16 protein-coding genes are annotated in these 19,270 nt (G+C 42.7%); 9 read left to right on the plus strand and 7 right to left on the minus strand.

Going from position 1 to position 19,270, the window contains the following annotated elements:
• The first annotated feature begins 1,331 nt into the window (after positions 1–1,331).
• Positions 1,332–2,294: a mechanosensitive ion channel family protein gene (locus ACED29_RS01245; RefSeq protein ID WP_371696777.1), complete on the plus strand. Its 963-nt coding sequence runs from the start codon at positions 1,332–1,334 to the stop codon at positions 2,292–2,294.
• A 406-nt stretch (positions 2,295–2,700) separates the two neighbouring features.
• On the opposite strand, the gene ACED29_RS01250 is transcribed toward ACED29_RS01245, so the two are convergent.
• Positions 2,701–2,826 (minus strand): hypothetical protein, encoded by a 126-nt coding sequence (locus ACED29_RS01250; protein WP_259395335.1) that lies wholly within the window; start codon positions 2,824–2,826, stop codon positions 2,701–2,703.
• A gap of 311 nt (positions 2,827–3,137) precedes the next feature.
• Here ACED29_RS01250 and ACED29_RS01255 point away from each other — a divergent pair, with 311 nt between their 5' ends.
• The 5 genes from ACED29_RS01255 to gloA all read left to right on the plus strand — a co-directional run bounded on the left by ACED29_RS01255 (position 3,138) and on the right by gloA (position 8,152).
• Positions 3,138–4,514 carry an NAD-dependent succinate-semialdehyde dehydrogenase gene (locus tag ACED29_RS01255; protein WP_371696780.1) on the plus strand — a complete coding sequence of 459 codons (1,377 nt, stop codon included), beginning with the start codon at positions 3,138–3,140 and terminating at the stop codon, positions 4,512–4,514.
• Positions 4,515–4,568: 54 nt separating this feature from the next.
• Positions 4,569–5,171, plus strand: coding sequence for an SDR family oxidoreductase (locus ACED29_RS01260; RefSeq protein ID WP_371696782.1), 603 nt, complete (start codon positions 4,569–4,571; stop codon positions 5,169–5,171).
• A gap of 81 nt (positions 5,172–5,252) precedes the next feature.
• The gene (locus ACED29_RS01265) at positions 5,253–5,990 is read left to right on the plus strand and encodes an SDR family oxidoreductase (RefSeq protein WP_371696783.1); all 738 of its coding nucleotides are present in this window, start codon (positions 5,253–5,255) and stop codon (positions 5,988–5,990) included.
• 383 nt (positions 5,991–6,373) lie between these two features.
• Entirely contained in the window at positions 6,374–7,150 is a 777-nt protein-coding gene (locus tag ACED29_RS01270; protein ID WP_371696784.1) for a hypothetical protein, read from the plus strand.
• Positions 7,151–7,741: 591 nt separating this feature from the next.
• On the plus strand, positions 7,742–8,152 hold the full coding sequence (gene gloA, locus ACED29_RS01275; RefSeq protein ID WP_124018189.1) for a lactoylglutathione lyase: 411 nt from the start codon (positions 7,742–7,744) through the stop codon (positions 8,150–8,152).
• A 207-nt stretch (positions 8,153–8,359) separates the two neighbouring features.
• Here the strand turns inward: gloA and ruvB are convergent, their stop codons facing one another.
• The 6 genes from ruvB to ACED29_RS01305 form a co-directional block, all read right to left on the minus strand.
• A complete protein-coding gene (gene ruvB / locus ACED29_RS01280; RefSeq protein WP_124018188.1) occupies positions 8,360–9,364 on the minus strand; it encodes a Holliday junction branch migration DNA helicase RuvB in 1,005 nt (334 codons plus the stop codon).
• Between the two features lie 30 nt (positions 9,365–9,394).
• Positions 9,395–10,012: a Holliday junction branch migration protein RuvA gene (gene ruvA / locus ACED29_RS01285; protein WP_124018187.1), complete on the minus strand. Its 618-nt coding sequence runs from the start codon at positions 10,010–10,012 to the stop codon at positions 9,395–9,397.
• Complete coding sequence (gene ruvC / locus ACED29_RS01290) at positions 10,009–10,530, minus strand: crossover junction endodeoxyribonuclease RuvC (RefSeq protein WP_124018186.1); 522 nt, start codon at positions 10,528–10,530, stop codon at positions 10,009–10,011. Before ruvC ends, ruvA begins: the two co-directional genes overlap by 4 nt.
• A gap of 7 nt (positions 10,531–10,537) precedes the next feature.
• On the minus strand, positions 10,538–11,290 hold the full coding sequence (locus ACED29_RS01295) for a YebC/PmpR family DNA-binding transcriptional regulator (RefSeq protein WP_124018185.1): 753 nt from the start codon (positions 11,288–11,290) through the stop codon (positions 10,538–10,540).
• Positions 11,291–11,415: 125 nt separating this feature from the next.
• A complete protein-coding gene (gene aspS / locus ACED29_RS01300) occupies positions 11,416–13,191 on the minus strand; it encodes an aspartate--tRNA ligase (RefSeq protein WP_124018184.1) in 1,776 nt (591 codons plus the stop codon).
• Between the two features lie 171 nt (positions 13,192–13,362).
• Positions 13,363–16,179, minus strand: coding sequence for a transporter substrate-binding domain-containing protein (locus ACED29_RS01305; RefSeq protein ID WP_347690025.1), 2,817 nt, complete (start codon positions 16,177–16,179; stop codon positions 13,363–13,365).
• A gap of 567 nt (positions 16,180–16,746) precedes the next feature.
• Between ACED29_RS01305 and cmoA the strand changes: the two genes are divergently transcribed.
• From cmoA to ACED29_RS01320, 3 genes are read left to right on the plus strand one after another with little or no spacing between them, the layout of a single operon-like run.
• Positions 16,747–17,478, plus strand: coding sequence for a carboxy-S-adenosyl-L-methionine synthase CmoA (gene cmoA / locus ACED29_RS01310; RefSeq protein ID WP_124018182.1), 732 nt, complete (start codon positions 16,747–16,749; stop codon positions 17,476–17,478).
• Positions 17,475–18,467, plus strand: a complete 993-nt coding sequence (gene cmoB, locus ACED29_RS01315; protein ID WP_182723674.1) for a tRNA 5-methoxyuridine(34)/uridine 5-oxyacetic acid(34) synthase CmoB — start codon at positions 17,475–17,477, stop codon at positions 18,465–18,467. The genes cmoA and cmoB overlap by 4 nt, the downstream gene beginning before the upstream one ends.
• Positions 18,468–18,492: 25 nt before the next feature.
• Positions 18,493–19,263 carry an ATP-dependent zinc protease gene (locus tag ACED29_RS01320; protein WP_273058169.1) on the plus strand — a complete coding sequence of 257 codons (771 nt, stop codon included), beginning with the start codon at positions 18,493–18,495 and terminating at the stop codon, positions 19,261–19,263.
• Positions 19,264–19,270 lie beyond the last annotated feature (7 nt).

Here is a 19,270-nt window from a genome sequence, read left to right on the forward strand (position 1 = left end):
TCAGTTTTGTTCGAGTGATTGATATTGACTACCCATTCGTTGGTACAGGATCTTATAGCGACTTTGTTTTCGTGATCCTGGAGTATTTTTCAATAAACAAACCAATAACTATTGAATATTATTAACAAGTCGGTATGACGCAGATGCAGTAATTGCCCTATATACGGCTAATAAACCACTTAACTTTGAAGTACCTGATTGGGTAAGATTTGAAAATGGACAAGCAATTATTTATTCCGACCAAAACGATAATAAACCAGATGTAAAATATTGAGCAAAAAGTGAAAATACATGGTTCTCTGGCCAATACCCTGCGCAAGAAGGTGAATTTTTATGCAGGTAGGACTGCTAGCCCGCCGACGTAAACTCTCATGTTTGGTTGGGCAGCTCATAAGAATACACGCTCTAATATAGGCAATGCTGATTTTGGTGGTGACTTAGCAATATATAAAGCCTCAATGACTACGTTTCACTTTATCAATACATTTATTACGTTAAATACTATGAGAGCCTAGCGACTTAACGTAACTGCGACACTTAAACACATCAATACCAGATAATATGCCAACAAACTTTTGTGAGTCTTTAGTGGCGGCGCTTAGACCCGTTAGCAACTAAACAATCAACCTCAGCTTTATTCATCAATAGCGGGTAGTTGTCTTCAAGTTGGCATTGAGCTTACCAATCAGTGCTCGGCGCTTTACTGCTTTATAATCATGCACCCAATTATAGTGAACAGTCCCTGCACCAAACTAACCATTAATTAACTCAGCGATTTTTACACCATAGCCTTTTTAAACAGCTCAATTTTGCGCAACATCATGGTTTTATTGTGAGGCTCAAACTCAAACTATCTTTTGTCGTCATTCCACACCACCCAACTAGGCGGCTTAACACATTTAACCCTAGAACCACATTTGACAGCAAGCCCACGATTGCTATTGACACATATTTCTAGCTTAACAAATTATACCAAATTCCCCCGCGGAAATAGAGAAAGCTCAACGTGCTCATAGTTACGCCAGTCGCCGCGCAAACTCAGCTTGTGACTGCTTTAACGTTGGGCGAATAACATCGGGTGATGACGGCGTAAAAAGCTCTGTTGTCCACAGCATATGCTGAGCTTTTTTAAGTCATAGAAGACAGTGCGCTGACTTTCACTCCCTCGAGGATAGTAAAGAGATGTTAGTATGGAAAATATGAGGCTACATGGATTTTCATTTTGTCAAAAATGTCGTTTTATTTTACCTCTCCTCGACACTCGAAAAGCTCAATACATGGGCTGTATCTGCATTAAAGAACGATGATAAATAATAGTGGGAATAATATTAATGGACCTCTCTGTATTAGACAAATTCTGGCAGCTAATTAACGAAAAATTACAAGGCTGGCTAGAAGCTGGCATTAAACACTTGCCAAATTTTATAGTCGCCTTTCTCTTAGCCATGTTTTTTGGCTTACTGGCTAAATATGTTGGTAGAGTCGTTCGAAAAGTGCTTCATAAAGCCTTAGAGTCTGAACAAATTGCCGATCTACTTTCATCAATAATCAAGATGCTGGTGTTGTTGACAGGGCTATTTATCGCTCTAGAGTTTTTGGGGTTAACCGGCACCGTAACGTCACTCTTAGCTGGCGCAGGTATTATTGGCCTAGCGCTTGGTTTTGCTTTTCAAGACATGGCAGAGAATCTTATTGCTGGTATTGCTATGGGTATTCGTAAGCCATTTCAAATTGGCGATGTGGTTGAGGCAGGAGATGTATTCGGCACAGTAAAAACCATTAATTTGCGTAACACATTAGTCGAAACGTTTTTTGGCCAAATAGAAGTTATTCCAAATAAAATCTTATTTCGAAACGTACTCACTAATTATACGGTTACAGGGGTCAGGCGAATCGAAGTGCCCGTTGGTATTTCTTACGCAGACGACCCAGAAAAGGCCGCTGAAGCTATCGAAGAAGCGATAAACGCCTGTGATTTTGTTATCAAAAAAGAACAAACTGCCGTGTTTGCTAAGGGGTTTGCAGACAGCAGTATAAACTTAGTGGTCTGGTTCTGGATCGATTACCCAGGCGACACTGGCTTTATGAAAGCTCGACATACTGCGGTGGTAGAAATTAAAAAAGCGCTAGAAAAAGCTGATATCTTAATTCCCTTTCCTATCAGAACATTGGATTTTGGCGCCAAAGGCGGTGAAAAGCTCAATACTATGTTGTCGGAAACAAAGTCAGAAGAAAAGGCAGAAGAAAAATCAGCAGACACACAGAAGTCATCATCGTCTGAAAATGAAAAGTAATCTCTGGGATTAGAGACACTTTCATTAACTAAACGTCAGTTTTGTCGCATCGGTCTAATTTAATTAGACTGCCAAAAATGTTGAAGGTCGGCAGATCGCTCCTGGTTCTGGAAAAAGAGCCGACCATCGGCTTTTGCTACGAGTACACTAATTCTTCCAGGCGGCTTGAAAGTCGGTAATACTGAGATAGCCGACGTTCAAGTTTTCTCTGGGATGTAAATATAAGCGCTCGAATAGGCTTATATTGACTCATCGAATGCGCACATTTGCCATTAATGATCCGACACATAGCATAACTGATCTGACATATAACATAATTTCTGGACTGAATACTTTCGTGAGTCCAGTGGTTCACTTAATCTTTTCCTGCCACACAGGAAAAACATATCAAGCGGTTAAAGATAAACTATTTTGCTGGCATTACAGCAAGTGGGTCAATGCCAACGTCACCGCTCATTTCAGCGCCAAGCAATTTACTGCCGCCTATGCGAGTCCCCTCACAACAAGATATCGCCTGGGGAATTAGCACCATCAAATTTGTTCTCTGGCCCCCGCATTCTTACAGAAAAGGGGGAAAACCAACATACCTGCCTAGCGCTCTTTAGTCGATTGACTTGTTCCAACATAGGGTTCAATGACCCTCAAGCCAACACACCAGACCATGCTGAATCGATCAAGTATGTGCTTTTTTCTTTGGGCCATTTTTCCACTACCAGCAGGAGCTCGGCGCTGTTTGCAACACGGTAGTGTTGGCAAGCGAACAGACAGATCCCGCCAACGGACTGATAATACACCAAAGCTAGCGCCAACGGCGTTTACCCATCAGACTCGGAAGGAGCAACCATGACGACAATCACCACCATTAATCCCGCGACTGAAAAAGCAATCCATTCCTACGACATAATGACCGAAAAGCAGGCGACGGCTCGGCTTGAGTCCTGCCATGGGGCATTTCTGCAATGGCGTAAACTACCCCATCTGGAACGGGCCACCTATCTTAATAACATCGGTCAAAAACTACGTGACAATGCCGATGAATTGGCCGCCTTGATGACCAACGAAACCGGCAAACTCCTGAAAGATGGTCTCGTTGAGGTTCAACTCTGTGCTGCGATCTTAGATTACACCGCTGAAAATGGACCAGAAGCGCTGGCTGATGAAGAGCGTGTGCAAGGACTCAACGGCAAACGCGGCGTCATCAGTTATCAGCCAATCGGCGTCATCTATTCAATCCAGCCTTGGAACTTTCCCCTTTACCAGCCGATCCGTGTGCTGGCAGCCAATCTGATGGCAGGTAATGGCTGTGTTCTGAAGCACGCCAGCATCTGCACTGGCTCCGGACTTCGTTTGCGTGAATTGTGTATTGAGGCCGGCTTGCCCGAGGACCTGTTCCAGGTTTTGGTGATCGATCACGACACCAGCGACAAGCTGATAGCCCATCCAATGGTCCGTGGTGTCACAATGACCGGTAGCGACGGTGCTGGGCGACACATCGGGGCTGTGGCAGCCAAAGAGTTAAAGAAGACAGTGCTAGAACTGGGGTCGAATGACGCTTATCTGGTGCTTGAGGATGCCGATATTGAAACCGCCGTAAAATTTTCGGTTATGGGCCGACTTTACAACAACGGAGAGACCTGCGTTTCTGCCAAGCGGTTCATCGTGACCGATAAGGTCTATGACGCCTTTGTCGAGGCTTTCGTCGCTCAAATGCAAAAAATCAACATGGGTGACCCCACGGATAAGAATACCCAGCTTGGGCCGCTTTCCAGCCAGGAGCAGTTTGACACCGTTAAGGAGCAGGTGGACGCCAGCGTCGCCAAGGGTGCAAAAATCCTCTGCGGTGGCGAAGTGCCAAAACGCACAGGTGCCTATTATCCCGCCACTGTGCTGGCAAATCTTACGCCCGGAATGCCCGCTTATGACGATGAAATCTTCGGGCCGGTCGCGTCGATCATCCGCGCTATTGATGATGAGGACGCCATGCGACTGGCTAATGAAAGCCGCTATGGACTTGGCGGAGGGATCTTTTCAAAGAATGAGGAACGAGCCCTCAAACTGGCACGCGATGACTTTGACACAGGCATGATCCGCATTAATTCGTTTGGGGCTGCTGATCCGAATATGCCATTTGGCGGGGTCAAGAATTCCGGATACGGACGTGAACACGGTGGTTTCGGCATCAAGGAGTTCGTCAACGTAAAGTCGATTTTCCTGCCCTGACCTGGCTTTACACCCACAATTTCGCCCATTTCATTCAACATTAAGGATTTCTCTATGAGTATGAACATTTTTGTCGCCGGTGCCACCGGTAAAACGGGCCAGCTTCTGGCCCAGTACCTGATAGATCAGGGCCATAAGCCGATAGCGCTGGTTCGCGAAAGTTCGGATACCAGTTCTTTGCCCCAAGGTGTAGACCTGCGCCATGGTGACCTGACCGACCTGGAAACCGGCCTGTGCGACTGCATGGACGTGGTGATCTTTGCCGCAGGTTCAGGAGGAAGCACCGGCCCTGAAATGACCAAAAAAGTGGATCGGGACGGCGCGAAGCGACTGATTGATCAAGCGAAAGAATCAGGCGTAAAGCGTTTCGTGATGCTCAGCTCGATCGGCGCAGATCAATCCAACCCTACCGGCGACATGGCCCCTTACCTGAATGCCAAACACGAAGCGGACGAATACCTCAAGGCTTCCGGAGTAACTTACTCGATCCTGCGCCCTGTAGCACTGACCAACAAGGGCCGAAGCACGGATGTGATCTTGGGTGACAATGTCGACAAATCGGCCAAGGCATCTCGAGCGGATGTGGCACACGTACTGATGGAGGCCGCCACTACAGGCCGTTACGACGGTATGACGCAGAATATGCAGTCAGCCTAACCCTAGTGTCGCTGGCGTAACATTAAGCTTGGAACCGTTAACGTATAAAATTCAATCATTCATTTCAACAGGAGAAAATCCATGTCAGAGATCAATAGCAAAGTCGTTATCATTACCGGTGCCAGCAGTGGTCTGGGTAAAGCCACAGCACTACGCCTGGCAAAGGGTGGCGCTAAACTGGTGCTTGCTGCCCGCCGCGAGGAACGCCTTGTGGAGCTGCGTGACACGATCAAGGATCAGGGGGGTGAAGCTATTTATCAGGTTACCGACGTCACTGACCGCGCTCAAGTCGAGTCGCTGGCCAAGGCGGCGAAGGAAGCTTACGGACGCATCGACGTGCTGGTCAACAACGCTGGTTTGATGCCGCTATCGCCCCTCGATGAACTCAAGGTCGACGAATGGGAGAAAATGATTGATGTCAATATCAAAGGCGTGCTCTACGGCATTGCCGCGGTGCTGCCGACCATGCGCGAGCAGCATGTTGGCCACATTATTAATCTCTCGTCAGTAGCCGGGCATAAGGTCTTTCCGGCATCCGCCGTTTATTCCGCTACCAAGTTTGCCGTCAAGGCGCTATCTGAAGGCATTCGTCAAGAAGGCAATGGGGAAATCCGCTCCACCAATATTTCTCCTGGTGCCGTAGCGACCGAGCTGACCAGTAAAATCAGCGACCCCGATACTGCCAAAGGTGTTGATGAAATGTATGAGATGGCCATTGACCCTGATGCGATTGCGCGAGCAATTGCTTATGCTATCGAGCAGCCGACAGATGTTGATGTCAACGAGATTATCATTCGTCCCACTAGGCAGCCACTGTAAGTGCAAAGCCACTCTATTGGACAGGAGCAAGATGCAAACTGGCATGATAAAAATCACAGCTGCTTAGGTCTGCTGTTGAACCAGTTACATTGTAAGCCAGCACAAGAGAGCGATTTTTAGCATGCGGACTCAAACGGATTGTCGGGCCAGAGGAAAAAATGCTAGATCAGAAGTATCCCTTGCCTGAGTGCATATGTTGTCATTTCTCAGCAAATCCTTTTTGCTCTTCGGTCTCTGTGTCGCTATTTTAGATAGCAGATAAAACATAAGAGCCTAGCAACTAGGGAATAAGCCGTCAGAGTGAAGTAAATAACAATTTACTTCACTCTGTTTATCATTCTTGGTGAATTATCCTGAGGAGAAGCAAACAATGAGTATTAATTATGACTGACAAAATATTAAAAATTTCAGATGCGTTTTGGAATATTCGTGGTGAGTTTAAGATTTTCGGTTTACTAAATATTGGAACACACGCTTCTTTAGTAAAGCGCGGTAACGGCAAGTTTGTTTTGCTCGACGCTTATGAAATGCAAGACGACATTAAACAGCAAGTCGATTCGCTGACCAACAATGGAGTCGACATTGAAGCGATTATTAACTTGCATCCATTTCATACAGTGCATATTGAAAAAATACATGGCGATTATCCACACGCAAAACTCTATGGCACGCAGCGCCATATCGATAAGTTGCCCAACCTAACATGGCAAACAGAGTTAACCAATTCAAACGAGTTTGCCGCTTTGTTTTCAGAGGATTTTGAATTTTCAGTGCCCCGCGGGGTCGATTTTATTTCCAAAAACGAGCACCTACATTTTTCATCGGTGCTTGCTTACCACAAAGAATCAAAAACCATTCACGTTGACGATACGTTTATGTACTTTCAATTACCCGGTTTACTCCGTTTTTTAAAAAGTCCAGAATTGGCTTTTCATATGACACTGTCGAAAACATTAGAACAACGCAAAGGCGCTGCTGATGATTTTCGGCATTGGGTCGCAGATCTAGCGGAGCAATGGAGCGGTGCTGAAGTGTTATGTGCGGCTCATTCGTCAACATTGTTTATTAAAAACCAATCGCCATCAATTGCGGCGATGATCATGACAGCATTGGAACGGGTAGAATTAACCTTAAAACATCATGAAAACAAGTTTGGTTAGCACCTTTCTCGTCGTTATATTGCAGTTAAAACTGAATTAGGCGTCCAGAAATTAGCGTGATCAGAGCCGATGAAATGTCACGTTCGGATCTGCAACCATCGAACACTCCAGGACCAGTGAACTGTGCTTAGCGACAAAACCTCTCGGTGGCGTTTGTATTTTTGAAGCCTTGTGGGAGTTGTCTGCAAAACAAGATTTGTAAAAAATAAACTCTCAAAGCACCAAAAGCACTTTGAGAGTTTATAAAAAAACGTACAGCATGTTAACTTCTCAATTAACATGCTGTACGTTCATTTGGCATTGGGTCAAATGGAGCTATCTATTTTTGCGGGTGCTTAAAACATCGACACAAAAAATGCGCTGAAACAAATTGCGATTACAACTGTTGTGCCTAAAGCCATTTTTAATTCTGTAGTCATTGTCTTGCCTCCAAATGTGTATACTGCAAGAATAACGCTTTTTATGAGTTAACCCAAAAAATATCCTCACAAATGTGAGCTAAAGCAAAATTTTATGGGTATTAACCGCCACACTTTTCATTAGCATCTGAGCTTGATACAGTCAGATAAATTTTTAATAAGAGAGTATATCATGTCACAACTACTTCATACGATGATCCGCGTAGGCAATTTAGATCGCAGCATCACTTTTTATACTGATGTAATGGGGATGAAATTACTGCGTAAATCAGAAAACCCAGAATACAAGTACACGCTTGCCTTTGTCGGTTTTGGCGAAGAAACCACAGGCCAAGCTGTGATTGAATTAACCTATAACTGGGGTGTCGACAGTTACGATTTAGGTAATGCTTTTGGTCACTTAGCCATTGGAGAAGAAGATATCTATGCCCGCTGCGATGCAATTACTGCTGCAGGAGGTAAAGTCACCCGAGCACCAGGGCCGGTTGCAGGCGGAAGCACTGAAATCGCTTTTGTTGAAGATCCTGATGGATATAAAATTGAATTAATTCAGAAAAAGTCAGCAACTGCAGCTTTAGGTTAATATGGTACGTATTAGTATTAGTATTAGTATTAGTATTAGTGATAAGTAAAAATAACAAAAGCCAGCAAGTTGCTGGCTTTTTTGTTAGCTGCAATAAGCATGCAGCGGATAATATGCTGATAAACAATTGATTAAAAAATTTGGGCTAATCTGATACCCAAAACACAAAGCAAAATTAATGATTCAACGTTAACCCATCGAGACTGACTATTCTGGCTTTAGCAAACTAAAGTGATCGTAGGCACGCTGGGAGGCTATTCGTCCTCTAGGAGTGCGCTGAATAAAGCCTTGTTGAATTAAAAAAGGCTCCAATACATCTTCAATCGTTTCTCTATCTTCACCTATCGCGGCGGCAAGGTTATCTAATCCTACTGGACCACCCATAAATTTATCAATAATTGCCAGCAAGAGTTTACGGTCTAAGTAATCGAAACCTTGCTCATCAACATCAAGCAAATCAAGTGCATACTCGGCCACTTTTTGGGTGACTTTGCCATCATGTTTAACTTCCGCATAGTCGCGAACACGGCGTAATAAACGGTTAGCAATTCGCGGGGTGCCTCGTGAACGTTTGGCAATTTCAATCGCACCTTGCTGATCAATCTCAAGCTCCATCACATTCGCTGAGCGTGTCACGATAGTGGTAAGATCTTTAACATTATAAAACTCTAAACGCAGTGGTATACCAAAACGCGCCCGCAGTGGTGATGTTAGTGCTCCAGCTCGAGTGGTCGCCCCAATAAGCGTGAATGGCGGTAAATCTAACTTAATCGAACGTGCTGCGGGGCCTTCACCAATCATAATATCCAGTTGGTAGTCTTCCATCGCCGGATAAAGAATTTCTTCAACCACAGGGCTTAACCGATGTATTTCATCGATAAACAGTACATCACCCTCTTCAAGATTCGTTAACAAGGCCGCTAAATCGCCGGCTTTTTCGAGCACGGGGCCAGAAGTGGATTTGATGTTCACCCCCATCTCATTGGCGACAATCATTGCTAAGGTTGTTTTACCTAAACCTGGAGGGCCAAAAATCAGCATGTGATCAAGGGCCTCGCGGCGATTTATCGCAGCTTGTATAAAAACCTTAAGCTGGGCACGAGTGTCATCTTGACCAGTATACTCATCCAACATTTTAGGGCGCATAGCACGATCAATCAGTTCATCTTGACCTTGTACTTGCGGCTGGATCAGGCGATCAGCTTCAATCATTTTTACGTACCCTGTTTATGCATATCATACTTATAACATTGATTTTAAAGCAGCTTTAATTAACGTTTCAGAACTCATACCTTGCTTAAAAGCCGCAGAAACCGACTTACTGGCCTGAGCGGGCTTGTAGCCTAAAGATAATAAGGCAGAAATAGCATCTTCTTCAGCGCTTTCAGCTGCTGGCGCGGGAGTGTAATTACTCTGTAGCATAAACTCGCGCTCAGAACCGGCAGAAGCTTCAAGCAAACTTTTAAGCTTATCGCGCATTTCAATCACTAAACGTTCAGCCGTTTTCTTACCCACTCCAGGTAATTTCACTAAGGTGGCAATATCATCGCGTTCAACACATGATACAAACTCAGATGCAGTCATACCTGATAAAATCGTTAACGCCAACTTAGGGCCGACACCATTAGTTTTAATCAGTAAACGAAATAACGCCCGTTCTTGTTTGGTGATAAAACCATAAAGCAACTGAGCGTCTTCGCGCACCACAAAATGGGTAAATAACATGGTAGCTTGATTTAACGCAGGTAATTCATAAAAACTGGTCATCGGCACTTGTAATTCATAGCCTACACCATTAACGTCTAGCACCACTTCAGGCGCTTGCTTTTCAACTAAAATACCGCTTAATCGACCTATCATTTGTATCTTCCATATGTTCTGCTGCTGGCTTTACCGCCCATAGCGATAAGACTTTGATAAGTATGAAAATGACATATTGCTACTCCTAATGCATCGGCCGCATCAGCTTGTGGTGAAGCTGGTAGCTTAAGTAATTGTTTCACCATATGTTGTACTTGCGTTTTTTGAGCTCTGCCAGTGCCAACTACGGCACTTTTTATTTGTGTTGCACTGTATTCTGCAACCGGTAAACCAGCACAGGTTGCAGCAACAATCGCCGCACCTCTCGCTTGGCCCAGTTTAAGGGCAGAATCCGCATTCTTGGCCATAAACACCCGCTCGATAGCAAACTCGTCGGGCTGATATTGGGTAATGATTTCACATAAGCCAGCATAAATTTGCTGTAAGCGTTGCGGTAACTCATCGGCGGATGTTCGAATACAGCCACTACCAAGATAAATCTGTTGACGGCCTTGGCATTGGATCACCCCATAACCGGTAATACGTGAACCCGGGTCAACACCTAAAATAATGGCCATTGATGCCTCATGCGTTATCTAACGCTTGCATAACGTCATCTGAAATCTCAGCATTATGATATACCTCTTGTACATCATCATGATCTTCTAAGTTATCAATTAAACGTAAAAACTTTTCAGCCGTATCGGCATCAAGCTCTGCTTTTAATGACGCTACCATGGTCACTTCAGCATGAACCGCCCCAAAAGCCGCACTATCAAGTGCATCTTTGACTTTGCCAAAGGCCTCTGGCGTAGTAAAAACGTCGATAGAGCCATCTTCATGGGTGATAACATCTTCTGCACCCGCTTCTAAGGCACTGTCAATTAAGCTGTCTTCATCGATATCACTGTCGTAAGAAATAATACCTGATTGCGTGAACAAATAGGCAACAGAACCATCGGTGCCTAAATTACCGCCCGATTTATTAAAGGCATTGCGCACGCCTGAAACAGTACGATTGCGATTATCTGTCATGGTTTCGACCATCACCGCCGTTCCACCAGGTCCATAGCCTTCATAAATAATAGTTTCTAGTTGCTGGCCATCTATCTCACCGGCACCGCGTTTTATGGCGCGTTCAACGGTATCGCGAGTCATATTATTGGATAAGGCTTTATCAACTGCAGCACGTAATCTAGGATTGGCATCAACATCTGAACCGCCTTCGCGGGCCGCGACGGTCAGTTCACGAATGAATTTGGTGAATAACTTGCCGCGTTTAGCATCTTGTGCTGCTTTGCGGTGTTTAATATTGGCCCATTTACTGTGTCCAGCCATTGTATCTCCTTACTATTCAATAGGACGTACCAAGTAAACTCGTTTACTTGTAAAAAACGTACCGAGGCAAAAGCCTCGGTATGTAGTCCCCTGTTAAGGGCGAGCAAATGGCTAACGTTAGCGCTTTACTCTTCTGTTTTAACCTTTTCAACCACGGCGATGCCTAACTCAGCGAGTTGCACTGGGTTAGCAAATCCTGGAGCATTGGTTAACGGACATGCAGCGGTAGTCGTTTTCGGGAAAGCCATCACGTCGCGAATGGAGCTGGCGCCGGTCATTAACATAATAATACGGTCTAAACCGAATGCTAAACCAGCATGTGGCGGAGTACCATAACGCAATGCTTCAAGTAAGAAACCGAACTTTTCTTTGGCTTCTTCAGCTTCAATACCTAAAATATTAAATACTGTGCTTTGCATTTCAGCATTGTGAATACGAACTGAACCACCACCTAACTCACAGCCATTTAACACCATATCATAGGCATCTGAAATTGCTGCTGCAGGATCTGCAGCCAACTGTTCAGCACTCATACCACGAGGAGCTGTAAAAGGATGATGAACAGCGTGGAACCCGCCGTTAATTTTTTCAAACATAGGGAAGTCAACAACCCACATTGGACGCCATTGACCTTCAAGCAGCTTAAAGTCTTCACCTGCTTTTAAGCGCAATGCTCCCATAGCCTCGGCAACAACATTGGCTTTATCGGCACCAAACAGAATGATATCGCCTGTTTGTGCATTAGTACGACTGATAATATCGTTAACTATCGATTCAGTTAAGAACTTAAGTACAGGAGATTGAATACCTTCAATACCTGCAGCTAAGTCATTTATCTTCATCCACGCTAAGCCTTTCGCGCCATAAATTGCCGCATACTTGGTATAATCGTCAATTTGCTTGCGTGATAATGATGCGCCTGTCGGAATACGTAATGCGGCTACGCGGCCTTCAACATCGTTTGCTGGGCCATTAAATACCGCAAACTCGACGTCTTTAACTAAATCAGCAATATCAACTAATTCAAGTGGATTACGTAAATCGGGTTTATCAGAACCATAACGCTTCATGGCTTCGGCGTAAGTCATACGCGGAAAATCGCCTAAATCAACATTCAATAAATCGTGAAATAAACCGCGCATCATTTGCTCAGTTTTTTCCATGACTTGTTCAGCAGACATGAAAGATGTTTCGATATCGATTTGGGTAAATTCAGGTTGGCGATCAGCACGTAAATCTTCATCGCGGAAACATTTAACGATTTGATAATAACGGTCAAAACCTGACATCATTAACAACTGTTTGAACAGCTGTGGGGATTGAGGTAACGCAAAAAATTGACCTTTATACGTTCGGCTTGGGACTAGATAGTCACGTGCACCTTCTGGGGTCGCTTTGGTTAAAATCGGCGTTTCGATGTCTAAAAAACCATTGGTGTCTAAGAAGCGACGAACAGAACTGGTGACCTTAGCGCGGAAGATAAGACGCTCGGCCATTTCTGGACGACGTAAATCTAAATAACGGTATTTTAAGCGTTGTTCTTCACTGTTATTTTGATAATTATCCATGCTTAAAGGTAACGGAGCTGATGCATTAATCACTGTCAGTTGCGTACCTAAAATCTCAATCGCACCGGTTTTCATTTGTGAATTGACTTGGCTTTCTGGACGAGCGCGCACAACACCTTTAATTTGAACACAAAACTCACTGCGCAATGTGCTGGCTATATCAAAAACGTCTTTTAGATCTGGGTCAAAAACAACTTGAACTAGCCCTTCTCTATCGCGTAAGTCTAAAAACACAACTCCGCCTAAATCGCGACTACGGTTTACCCAACCGACTAAAGTAACTTCTTGACCTAGATGAGACGGATTAATGTCTCCACAATAATGACTGCGCATTGAACTCTATCCTTTATCCACAAAGCGGTATTTTGGAAATCGAAAATGATAAAAACGGCATTATATACCGTGACTCAAACTTATGCATTGAAGTATCAATCAGATTAAGGCAATTAACCAGACCTATAGCGAATAAACTGGATTGACTGACTGAAAAACCATCAATCAAAACTAGCTCATTTTATATTGATGGCCACCTACTTTTTTAGCCTGATACATGAGCTGATCTGATTTTTTCAATAATGAGGCTGCGTTATCAGAATCATCAGGAAATATGGCGATACCGATACTGGCAGAAATAGTAATACTGACATCACCGATTAGCAGCGGTTTTTTTAACGTGCTGAGTATGTTTTCCGCAACTTGACGGGCATCTTCTTTGGTTTCAATCTGATTTAATAGCATCACAAATTCATCTGCTACAAACCGCGTTACAGTATCAGAATCTTTCAAATGGCGAGTCAGTAGCACCGCAATACGTTGCAGTAACTTGTCACCAACATGATAGCCATGTTTATCATTTATGACTTTAAAGCCATCCAAATTGATAGACAACAATGCAAATTTTAATTTATCTCGCTGATGGACTAGGCTTGTTTGCGCTAATTTATCTTCGAAAATATATCGGTTAGGCAAAGCCGTTATGTTGTCATGACTGGCCATAAACCTTAGGTCTTCTTCTACTTTAGCGCGCTTTTGAATTTCAATATTTAAGCGTCTACTTGACACGAGTATAACAATGGCAACTAGGGTGACAATAGACAAAAAAATCACCAAATATTTAAACCAAGGTTGATACTGTACCGTGTCACTGTTGAGATCTAACGATACCCATTTTTGATACATATTTTGTTGTTCGGTTTCATCAATAGTGGCAAGAACCCTATCAATTAAAGGCACCAAATTTTTAACCCCTGGAAATAAACCAATGTGGCTATGTTGCTCGGTAAGCTCAGCTAATAACGACATTTTTAAACTGGGATATTGGCCGCTTTTTAAGGTTGTCGCTAATGATGCCACCTGCTCTATAAACATATCCGCCGAGCCATTAAGCACGGCTGCCATTCCCTGTTTAGTATCTGCAACAAACACTAATGTTATTCCCGGATATTGCTGTCGCAACTGATCGACAATCTGATACCCCTCGACAACCGCTAAGCGTTTTCCGGTTACTTGTGAAATATTAAAAATGGGAGGTTGAGTTAAAGAAGTGACTATCGCCCAAGGAGATGGCCAATAGACTAATGAAAATGCCAGTTTACTTGCACGTTCAGGGGTTTTGGCCATACTGGCAACAAGATGAATATCGCCTTTAATAAGATCATCTATCATTTGGCGAAAATCATCGTAAGGCACAGGGATAATCGTTAAATTAAGTTGTTTGACTAATAAATTTTTAATGTCTGCATTAATCCCTAAAAATTCCCCATTTCTCCCTTGAAATTCCATCGGCGCCCAGTTTTTTAGGTAACCCATTTTAATGGCTCCTAAGCTACTGATATATTGCTTTTGCTGGGTCGTCAATTTAATGTTATGGGCAGAATTGGCAAAAAAACGATCATCGGGATTAATTAACCACTTACGCTCTATTTGCATTTGTTCTTCGACAGAAATTAGATTAAAACCGGCTTGAATTCGGTCCGCTAGACCGCTGTCATCAATCCTGGTTAAGACATACATATCGGTGGAAAATTCGATATCCGTATATTGACGAAATTCTGCCCACAGTTTATTTGCCAGCAAGTAATGCGATGCCATCGCTGCAGAAGACACAAAACCACTGATCTCTTTATTCTGAGCCGCTTTTACCATGCTGTCTAATGAATCATAAAAACGTAACTGAGCTTTGGGAAACGCTTTTTTCATCTCACTAATATAAGGTGCCGTTGGAAATACACCGATTCGCATCGCAATATCTTCAATGTTATTGATGCTTAAATTAGCACTAAAAAAACGACTTTTGACTGAAATAATATGCCAAGCTTGTTTCAAACCTGTACGCATATCTTTGCTTTCAGGATAACCAATATGGACATCAGCAACACCACGTTTAACATCATCAATGCTACTGTTCATGTCACCAGCCACAAAATCAACATTAATACCGGTTTTTTCTGACCATAATTTCCATAAATCGACCAACATGCCATGTGGCAAACCGTCGGTACCAATATCGACATAAGGTTCAACGCCATTTTGCATCGCAATAATGACACCCGATGTTTGTCGATGATAGCCTAACCAACGACGCTCTATTTGTTGGATAACGTTAGGCGGTATTAATTCAAAACCATGATTAATTTTATTAATAAGGTCTTGATCACCTTTGGCTACTGCAGGTGATATATTGATTTTTTCAATAGGAATACGTGACGAACTATAAAAATTCGCCGCGATATCTTGCTCTAAGGTCAAATTACGTTGATAGCCTTCCATACCAGCAAAAACAAACAACTCTCCATTCACGGCAGCTTGTAATAATTGTTCACGATTTTGATAATGCTTAAAGCTCAGCTTTGGCTCTAGCGCTGATAATGTTGCCTCATGGGATGATCCTGTCACAACACCTATTTGATAAGGCACTAAGTCACTAATTTGTTTTTTACTATTGAGAGATTTATGAACGAATAAGTAGGAATTTACTGAGGTGAATGGCTTGGCAAAATCAAATTTTTTGAGACGCGCACTATTTTTAGACATGCCGATGTGAATATCGGCCTGTCGCTGTTCAAGTTGATCAAGGGACTGCTGCCAGTGTCGCGATACAAATTGCACCTTGGTATCAGTAATGACAGACCACTCACGCCATAAATCAACCAAAATACCTGAAGGAGTACCGTTTTCATTTAAATATTCAAATGGATAAGTATCTTCACCCATCACTATCACCAATGGTACTGAAGTATCGACTTTATCTGAATGCATTGCTTGCGCAGGTGATAATGCTAACGCAAATACTATTGCGAATATCCAAGGTATAAATTTCAAGTTTTTTCCCTAATACTTTCACTTGTTATAACAACCAACAACTCATGCAATAAATCCAAAATGGAGTCAATATGAGACTTTTCAGGCATTACTTGTCCATGTTGCCAATTGATTAACAAGCTTGATTAACATCCATAGCAGTGTGCTGTGCATCAACACACAAGACCAAGGTGAAGATGGCATTTTAACCGATGACGATCCCGATATGAGGCGACCAAAAGACCTTGTTAATATCATTATCAATACATGTCGCAAATGAAAAATATTGCTAATGTTGGTTACAAATACACAAATACACAAAAACGATATGGCGTATATTTTTGTTGCTGTTTTGTAACAAGGTTAAATAATATCATTAATCTATCTTGTGTCGTGCTAAATTTATGAATAGAAATTAATTTCTTAGCTCTTTGTACATATTATCAGCATTAATAAGCATTCAGAACCTTCGCTACCTATTATATCGTTAAATATATCAAAAAAAACGTACAAATTAGCAGTAGAATACTTGCTGCCGTTCATCATGATTAGTTAAAATACTGCTATCATTTTTTCACATTGCAACTCATGAACTCCCAACAAGATAAGATATACGCTCATGTGACAGATAAAATCACTGATTTTCAATTTGATCAACGTGTTGCAGGTGTATTTAATGACATGATACGCCGCTCTGTTCCTGGTTATGCCCAAATAATCAATACTATTGGTGATTTTGCTCATCGATTTGTCACACCTAGCAGCAATATATATGATCTCGGCAGTTCGTTAGGCTCAGCAACCTTAAGTATTCGTCGTCAAATTGAAGGCCGTCAATGCCAGATCTACGCGGTCGATAACAGTCAGTCGATGATTGACCGTTGTAATGAAAACCTTGCGGCATATGTCAGCGACATCAAAGTAAATTTACTGTGTGCCGATATCAGAGAAATTGACATTCAAAATGCGTCGATGGTGGTGCTAAACTTTACCCTACAATTTTTGCCTATTCATGATCGCGATGCTTTAATAAAACGTATTTACGATGGCATGCTTCCAGGCGGAATATTAGTCATTTCGGAAAAGCTATTCTTTGAAGATAATCATATACAACAGTTATTAGATGAACAGCATTTAGATTTTAAGCGCGCAAATGGGTATAGTGAGCTCGAAATCAGTCAAAAGCGCAGTGCGTTAGAAAACGTGATGCGTCCAGACAGCTTAAATGTTCATCAACAACGCTTAACCGAAAACGGCTTTAGTCACTTCTCAGTTTGGTTTCAATGTTTTAACTTTGCATCTATGGTAGCGATTAAATGATCAATTTCAGCTCTTTTTATAAAGACATTGCCGATTCTAACCTACAACACTGGTTAGAAACATTACCGGCAATTTTAGGTAAATGGCAGAGAGATCATAAACACGGTAATTTACCCAAATGGGAAAAAGTGCTCAATAAATTACATTATCCGCAACCCGATAATATAGATTTTAGCAGTAGTGTGACCATTGGAACCGGAGAGCAACTCAGCTCGGGCCAAGCCGAAAAACTAACTAATTTGTTGGCCGTTTTTCAACCATGGCGTAAAGGTCCATTTTCCGTTCATGGTATTCAAATTGATACCGAATGGCGCAGCGATTGGAAATGGGATCGGGTTAAAGATTATATTTCGCCTTTAAAAAATCGCACCGTATTAGATGTCGGTTGTGGCAGTGGTTATCACATGTGGCGCATGTTAGGGGCTGGGGCAACGCGTGTTGTGGGCATTGATCCGTCACCGTTATTTTTATGCCAGTTTGAAGCAATAAAACGCATTGCGGGTAATCAACACCCAGTGCACTTATTGCCTCTTGGTATCGAAGAGTTACCAGCTTTAGATGCCTTTGATACCGTATTTTCAATGGGAGTGCTTTATCATCGTCGCTCACCAATCGATCATTTACTACAATTACGAGACCAATTAAGAATTGGTGGTGAACTGGTACTTGAAACACTGGTAATAGATGGCGACGAAAACGCGGTATTGGTTCCACAAGATAGATACGGCAAAATGAACAACGTTTGGTTTATCCCATCTGTTGCAGCCTTAATGCTATGGTTAAAAAAATGCGAGTTTATTGATATTAGATGCGTTGACATCGATATTACCTCGCTTGCGGAACAACGTAGTACCCAATGGATGAAAAATGAATCTCTAGTTGATTATCTCGATCCAAATGATGTCAGTTTAACTGTAGAAGGTTATCCCGCTCCCAAGAGAGCCATCATCATTGCAACAAAGAACCAACCGAATCACGATTTAGTGTAAATAATACTATTCAACAGGAATTGACATGTTAAAGCAGGTAATTGCTCTATCCGTTGTAGCGGCCCTCGTATCGGGTTGTACAACTACTCAAAAACCAATAACACCTCCGCTAACCAATGCTGATTTGAATAGCAGTTTGCAAGTTTCGCAAACTGTCATTATTGATGCTATACATTCACAAAGCAGTCAGCACATTGCCGACATTAGTGCGCTTTCTGATGAAGTCAGAAAGTTAAAGACGCAAGTCAGCACTGCAATGAGTCAGAAACCAAAAACGGTAATAGTTCAACCTCCAGTCTCCAAACCTGTTTCAGTGCCACTACAATGCCCTGAAAGTCTTATTGGTGAAAAATTTCTCCTTGGCGAAGTCGAAAGTGTTTTTATTGATGAGTTAAAAGCAAAGTTTGCCACCCGTATTGATACCGGTGCCGAGTCATCATCTTTGGATGCGCGCAATATCGTGTTATTTGAACGCGAAGGCGTACAATGGGTTCGTTTCGGCGTCGTCACTAATAATGCAGATCAACCAGAAAATACCTTTGAATTTAAAGTAGAGCGCTTTGTTCGTATTAAACAAGATGCAGATTCAGATGATGATCGTCGTCCGGTTATTCATGCCCATTTGAAAATAGGTAAATATGCCGCCGAAACTGATTTAAATTTAACGGATCGAAGCCATCTTGATTATCCTTTGTTACTCGGTCGCAAGTTTATGAAAGATATTGCCATTGTTGATGTAGGTCAAATCTACATTCATGGTAAAGACAAAAACCAAATTACCACGTTAATTAAGTAGGATCCGT

This window comes from Shewanella sp. 5S214 (assembly GCF_041439795.1).
GTDB classification, from domain to species: domain Bacteria; phylum Pseudomonadota; class Gammaproteobacteria; order Enterobacterales; family Shewanellaceae; genus Shewanella; species Shewanella vesiculosa.

Excerpts from the sequence above, each read along its gene's own strand:
- ACED29_RS01245 (WP_371696777.1), top strand. The coding sequence starts at position 1,332 with ATGGACCTCTCTGTATTAGACAAATTCTGGCAGCTAATTAACGAAAAA.
- ACED29_RS01250 (WP_259395335.1), bottom strand. The coding sequence starts at position 2,826 with ATGGTGCTAATTCCCCAGGCGATATCTTGTTGTGAGGGGACTCGCATA.
- ACED29_RS01255 (WP_371696780.1), top strand. The coding sequence starts at position 3,138 with ATGACGACAATCACCACCATTAATCCCGCGACTGAAAAAGCAATCCAT.
- ACED29_RS01260 (WP_371696782.1), top strand. The coding sequence starts at position 4,569 with ATGAGTATGAACATTTTTGTCGCCGGTGCCACCGGTAAAACGGGCCAG.
- ACED29_RS01265 (WP_371696783.1), top strand. The coding sequence starts at position 5,253 with ATGTCAGAGATCAATAGCAAAGTCGTTATCATTACCGGTGCCAGCAGT.
- ACED29_RS01270 (WP_371696784.1), top strand. The coding sequence starts at position 6,374 with ATGACTGACAAAATATTAAAAATTTCAGATGCGTTTTGGAATATTCGT.
- gloA (WP_124018189.1), top strand. The coding sequence starts at position 7,742 with ATGTCACAACTACTTCATACGATGATCCGCGTAGGCAATTTAGATCGC.
- ruvB (WP_124018188.1), bottom strand. The coding sequence starts at position 9,364 with ATGATTGAAGCTGATCGCCTGATCCAGCCGCAAGTACAAGGTCAAGAT.
- ruvA (WP_124018187.1), bottom strand. The coding sequence starts at position 10,012 with ATGATAGGTCGATTAAGCGGTATTTTAGTTGAAAAGCAAGCGCCTGAA.
- ruvC (WP_124018186.1), bottom strand. The coding sequence starts at position 10,530 with ATGGCCATTATTTTAGGTGTTGACCCGGGTTCACGTATTACCGGTTAT.
- ACED29_RS01295 (WP_124018185.1), bottom strand. The coding sequence starts at position 11,290 with ATGGCTGGACACAGTAAATGGGCCAATATTAAACACCGCAAAGCAGCA.
- aspS (WP_124018184.1), bottom strand. The coding sequence starts at position 13,191 with ATGCGCAGTCATTATTGTGGAGACATTAATCCGTCTCATCTAGGTCAA.
- cmoA (WP_124018182.1), top strand. The coding sequence starts at position 16,747 with ATGAACTCCCAACAAGATAAGATATACGCTCATGTGACAGATAAAATC.
- cmoB (WP_182723674.1), top strand. The coding sequence starts at position 17,475 with ATGATCAATTTCAGCTCTTTTTATAAAGACATTGCCGATTCTAACCTA.
- ACED29_RS01320 (WP_273058169.1), top strand. The coding sequence starts at position 18,493 with ATGTTAAAGCAGGTAATTGCTCTATCCGTTGTAGCGGCCCTCGTATCG.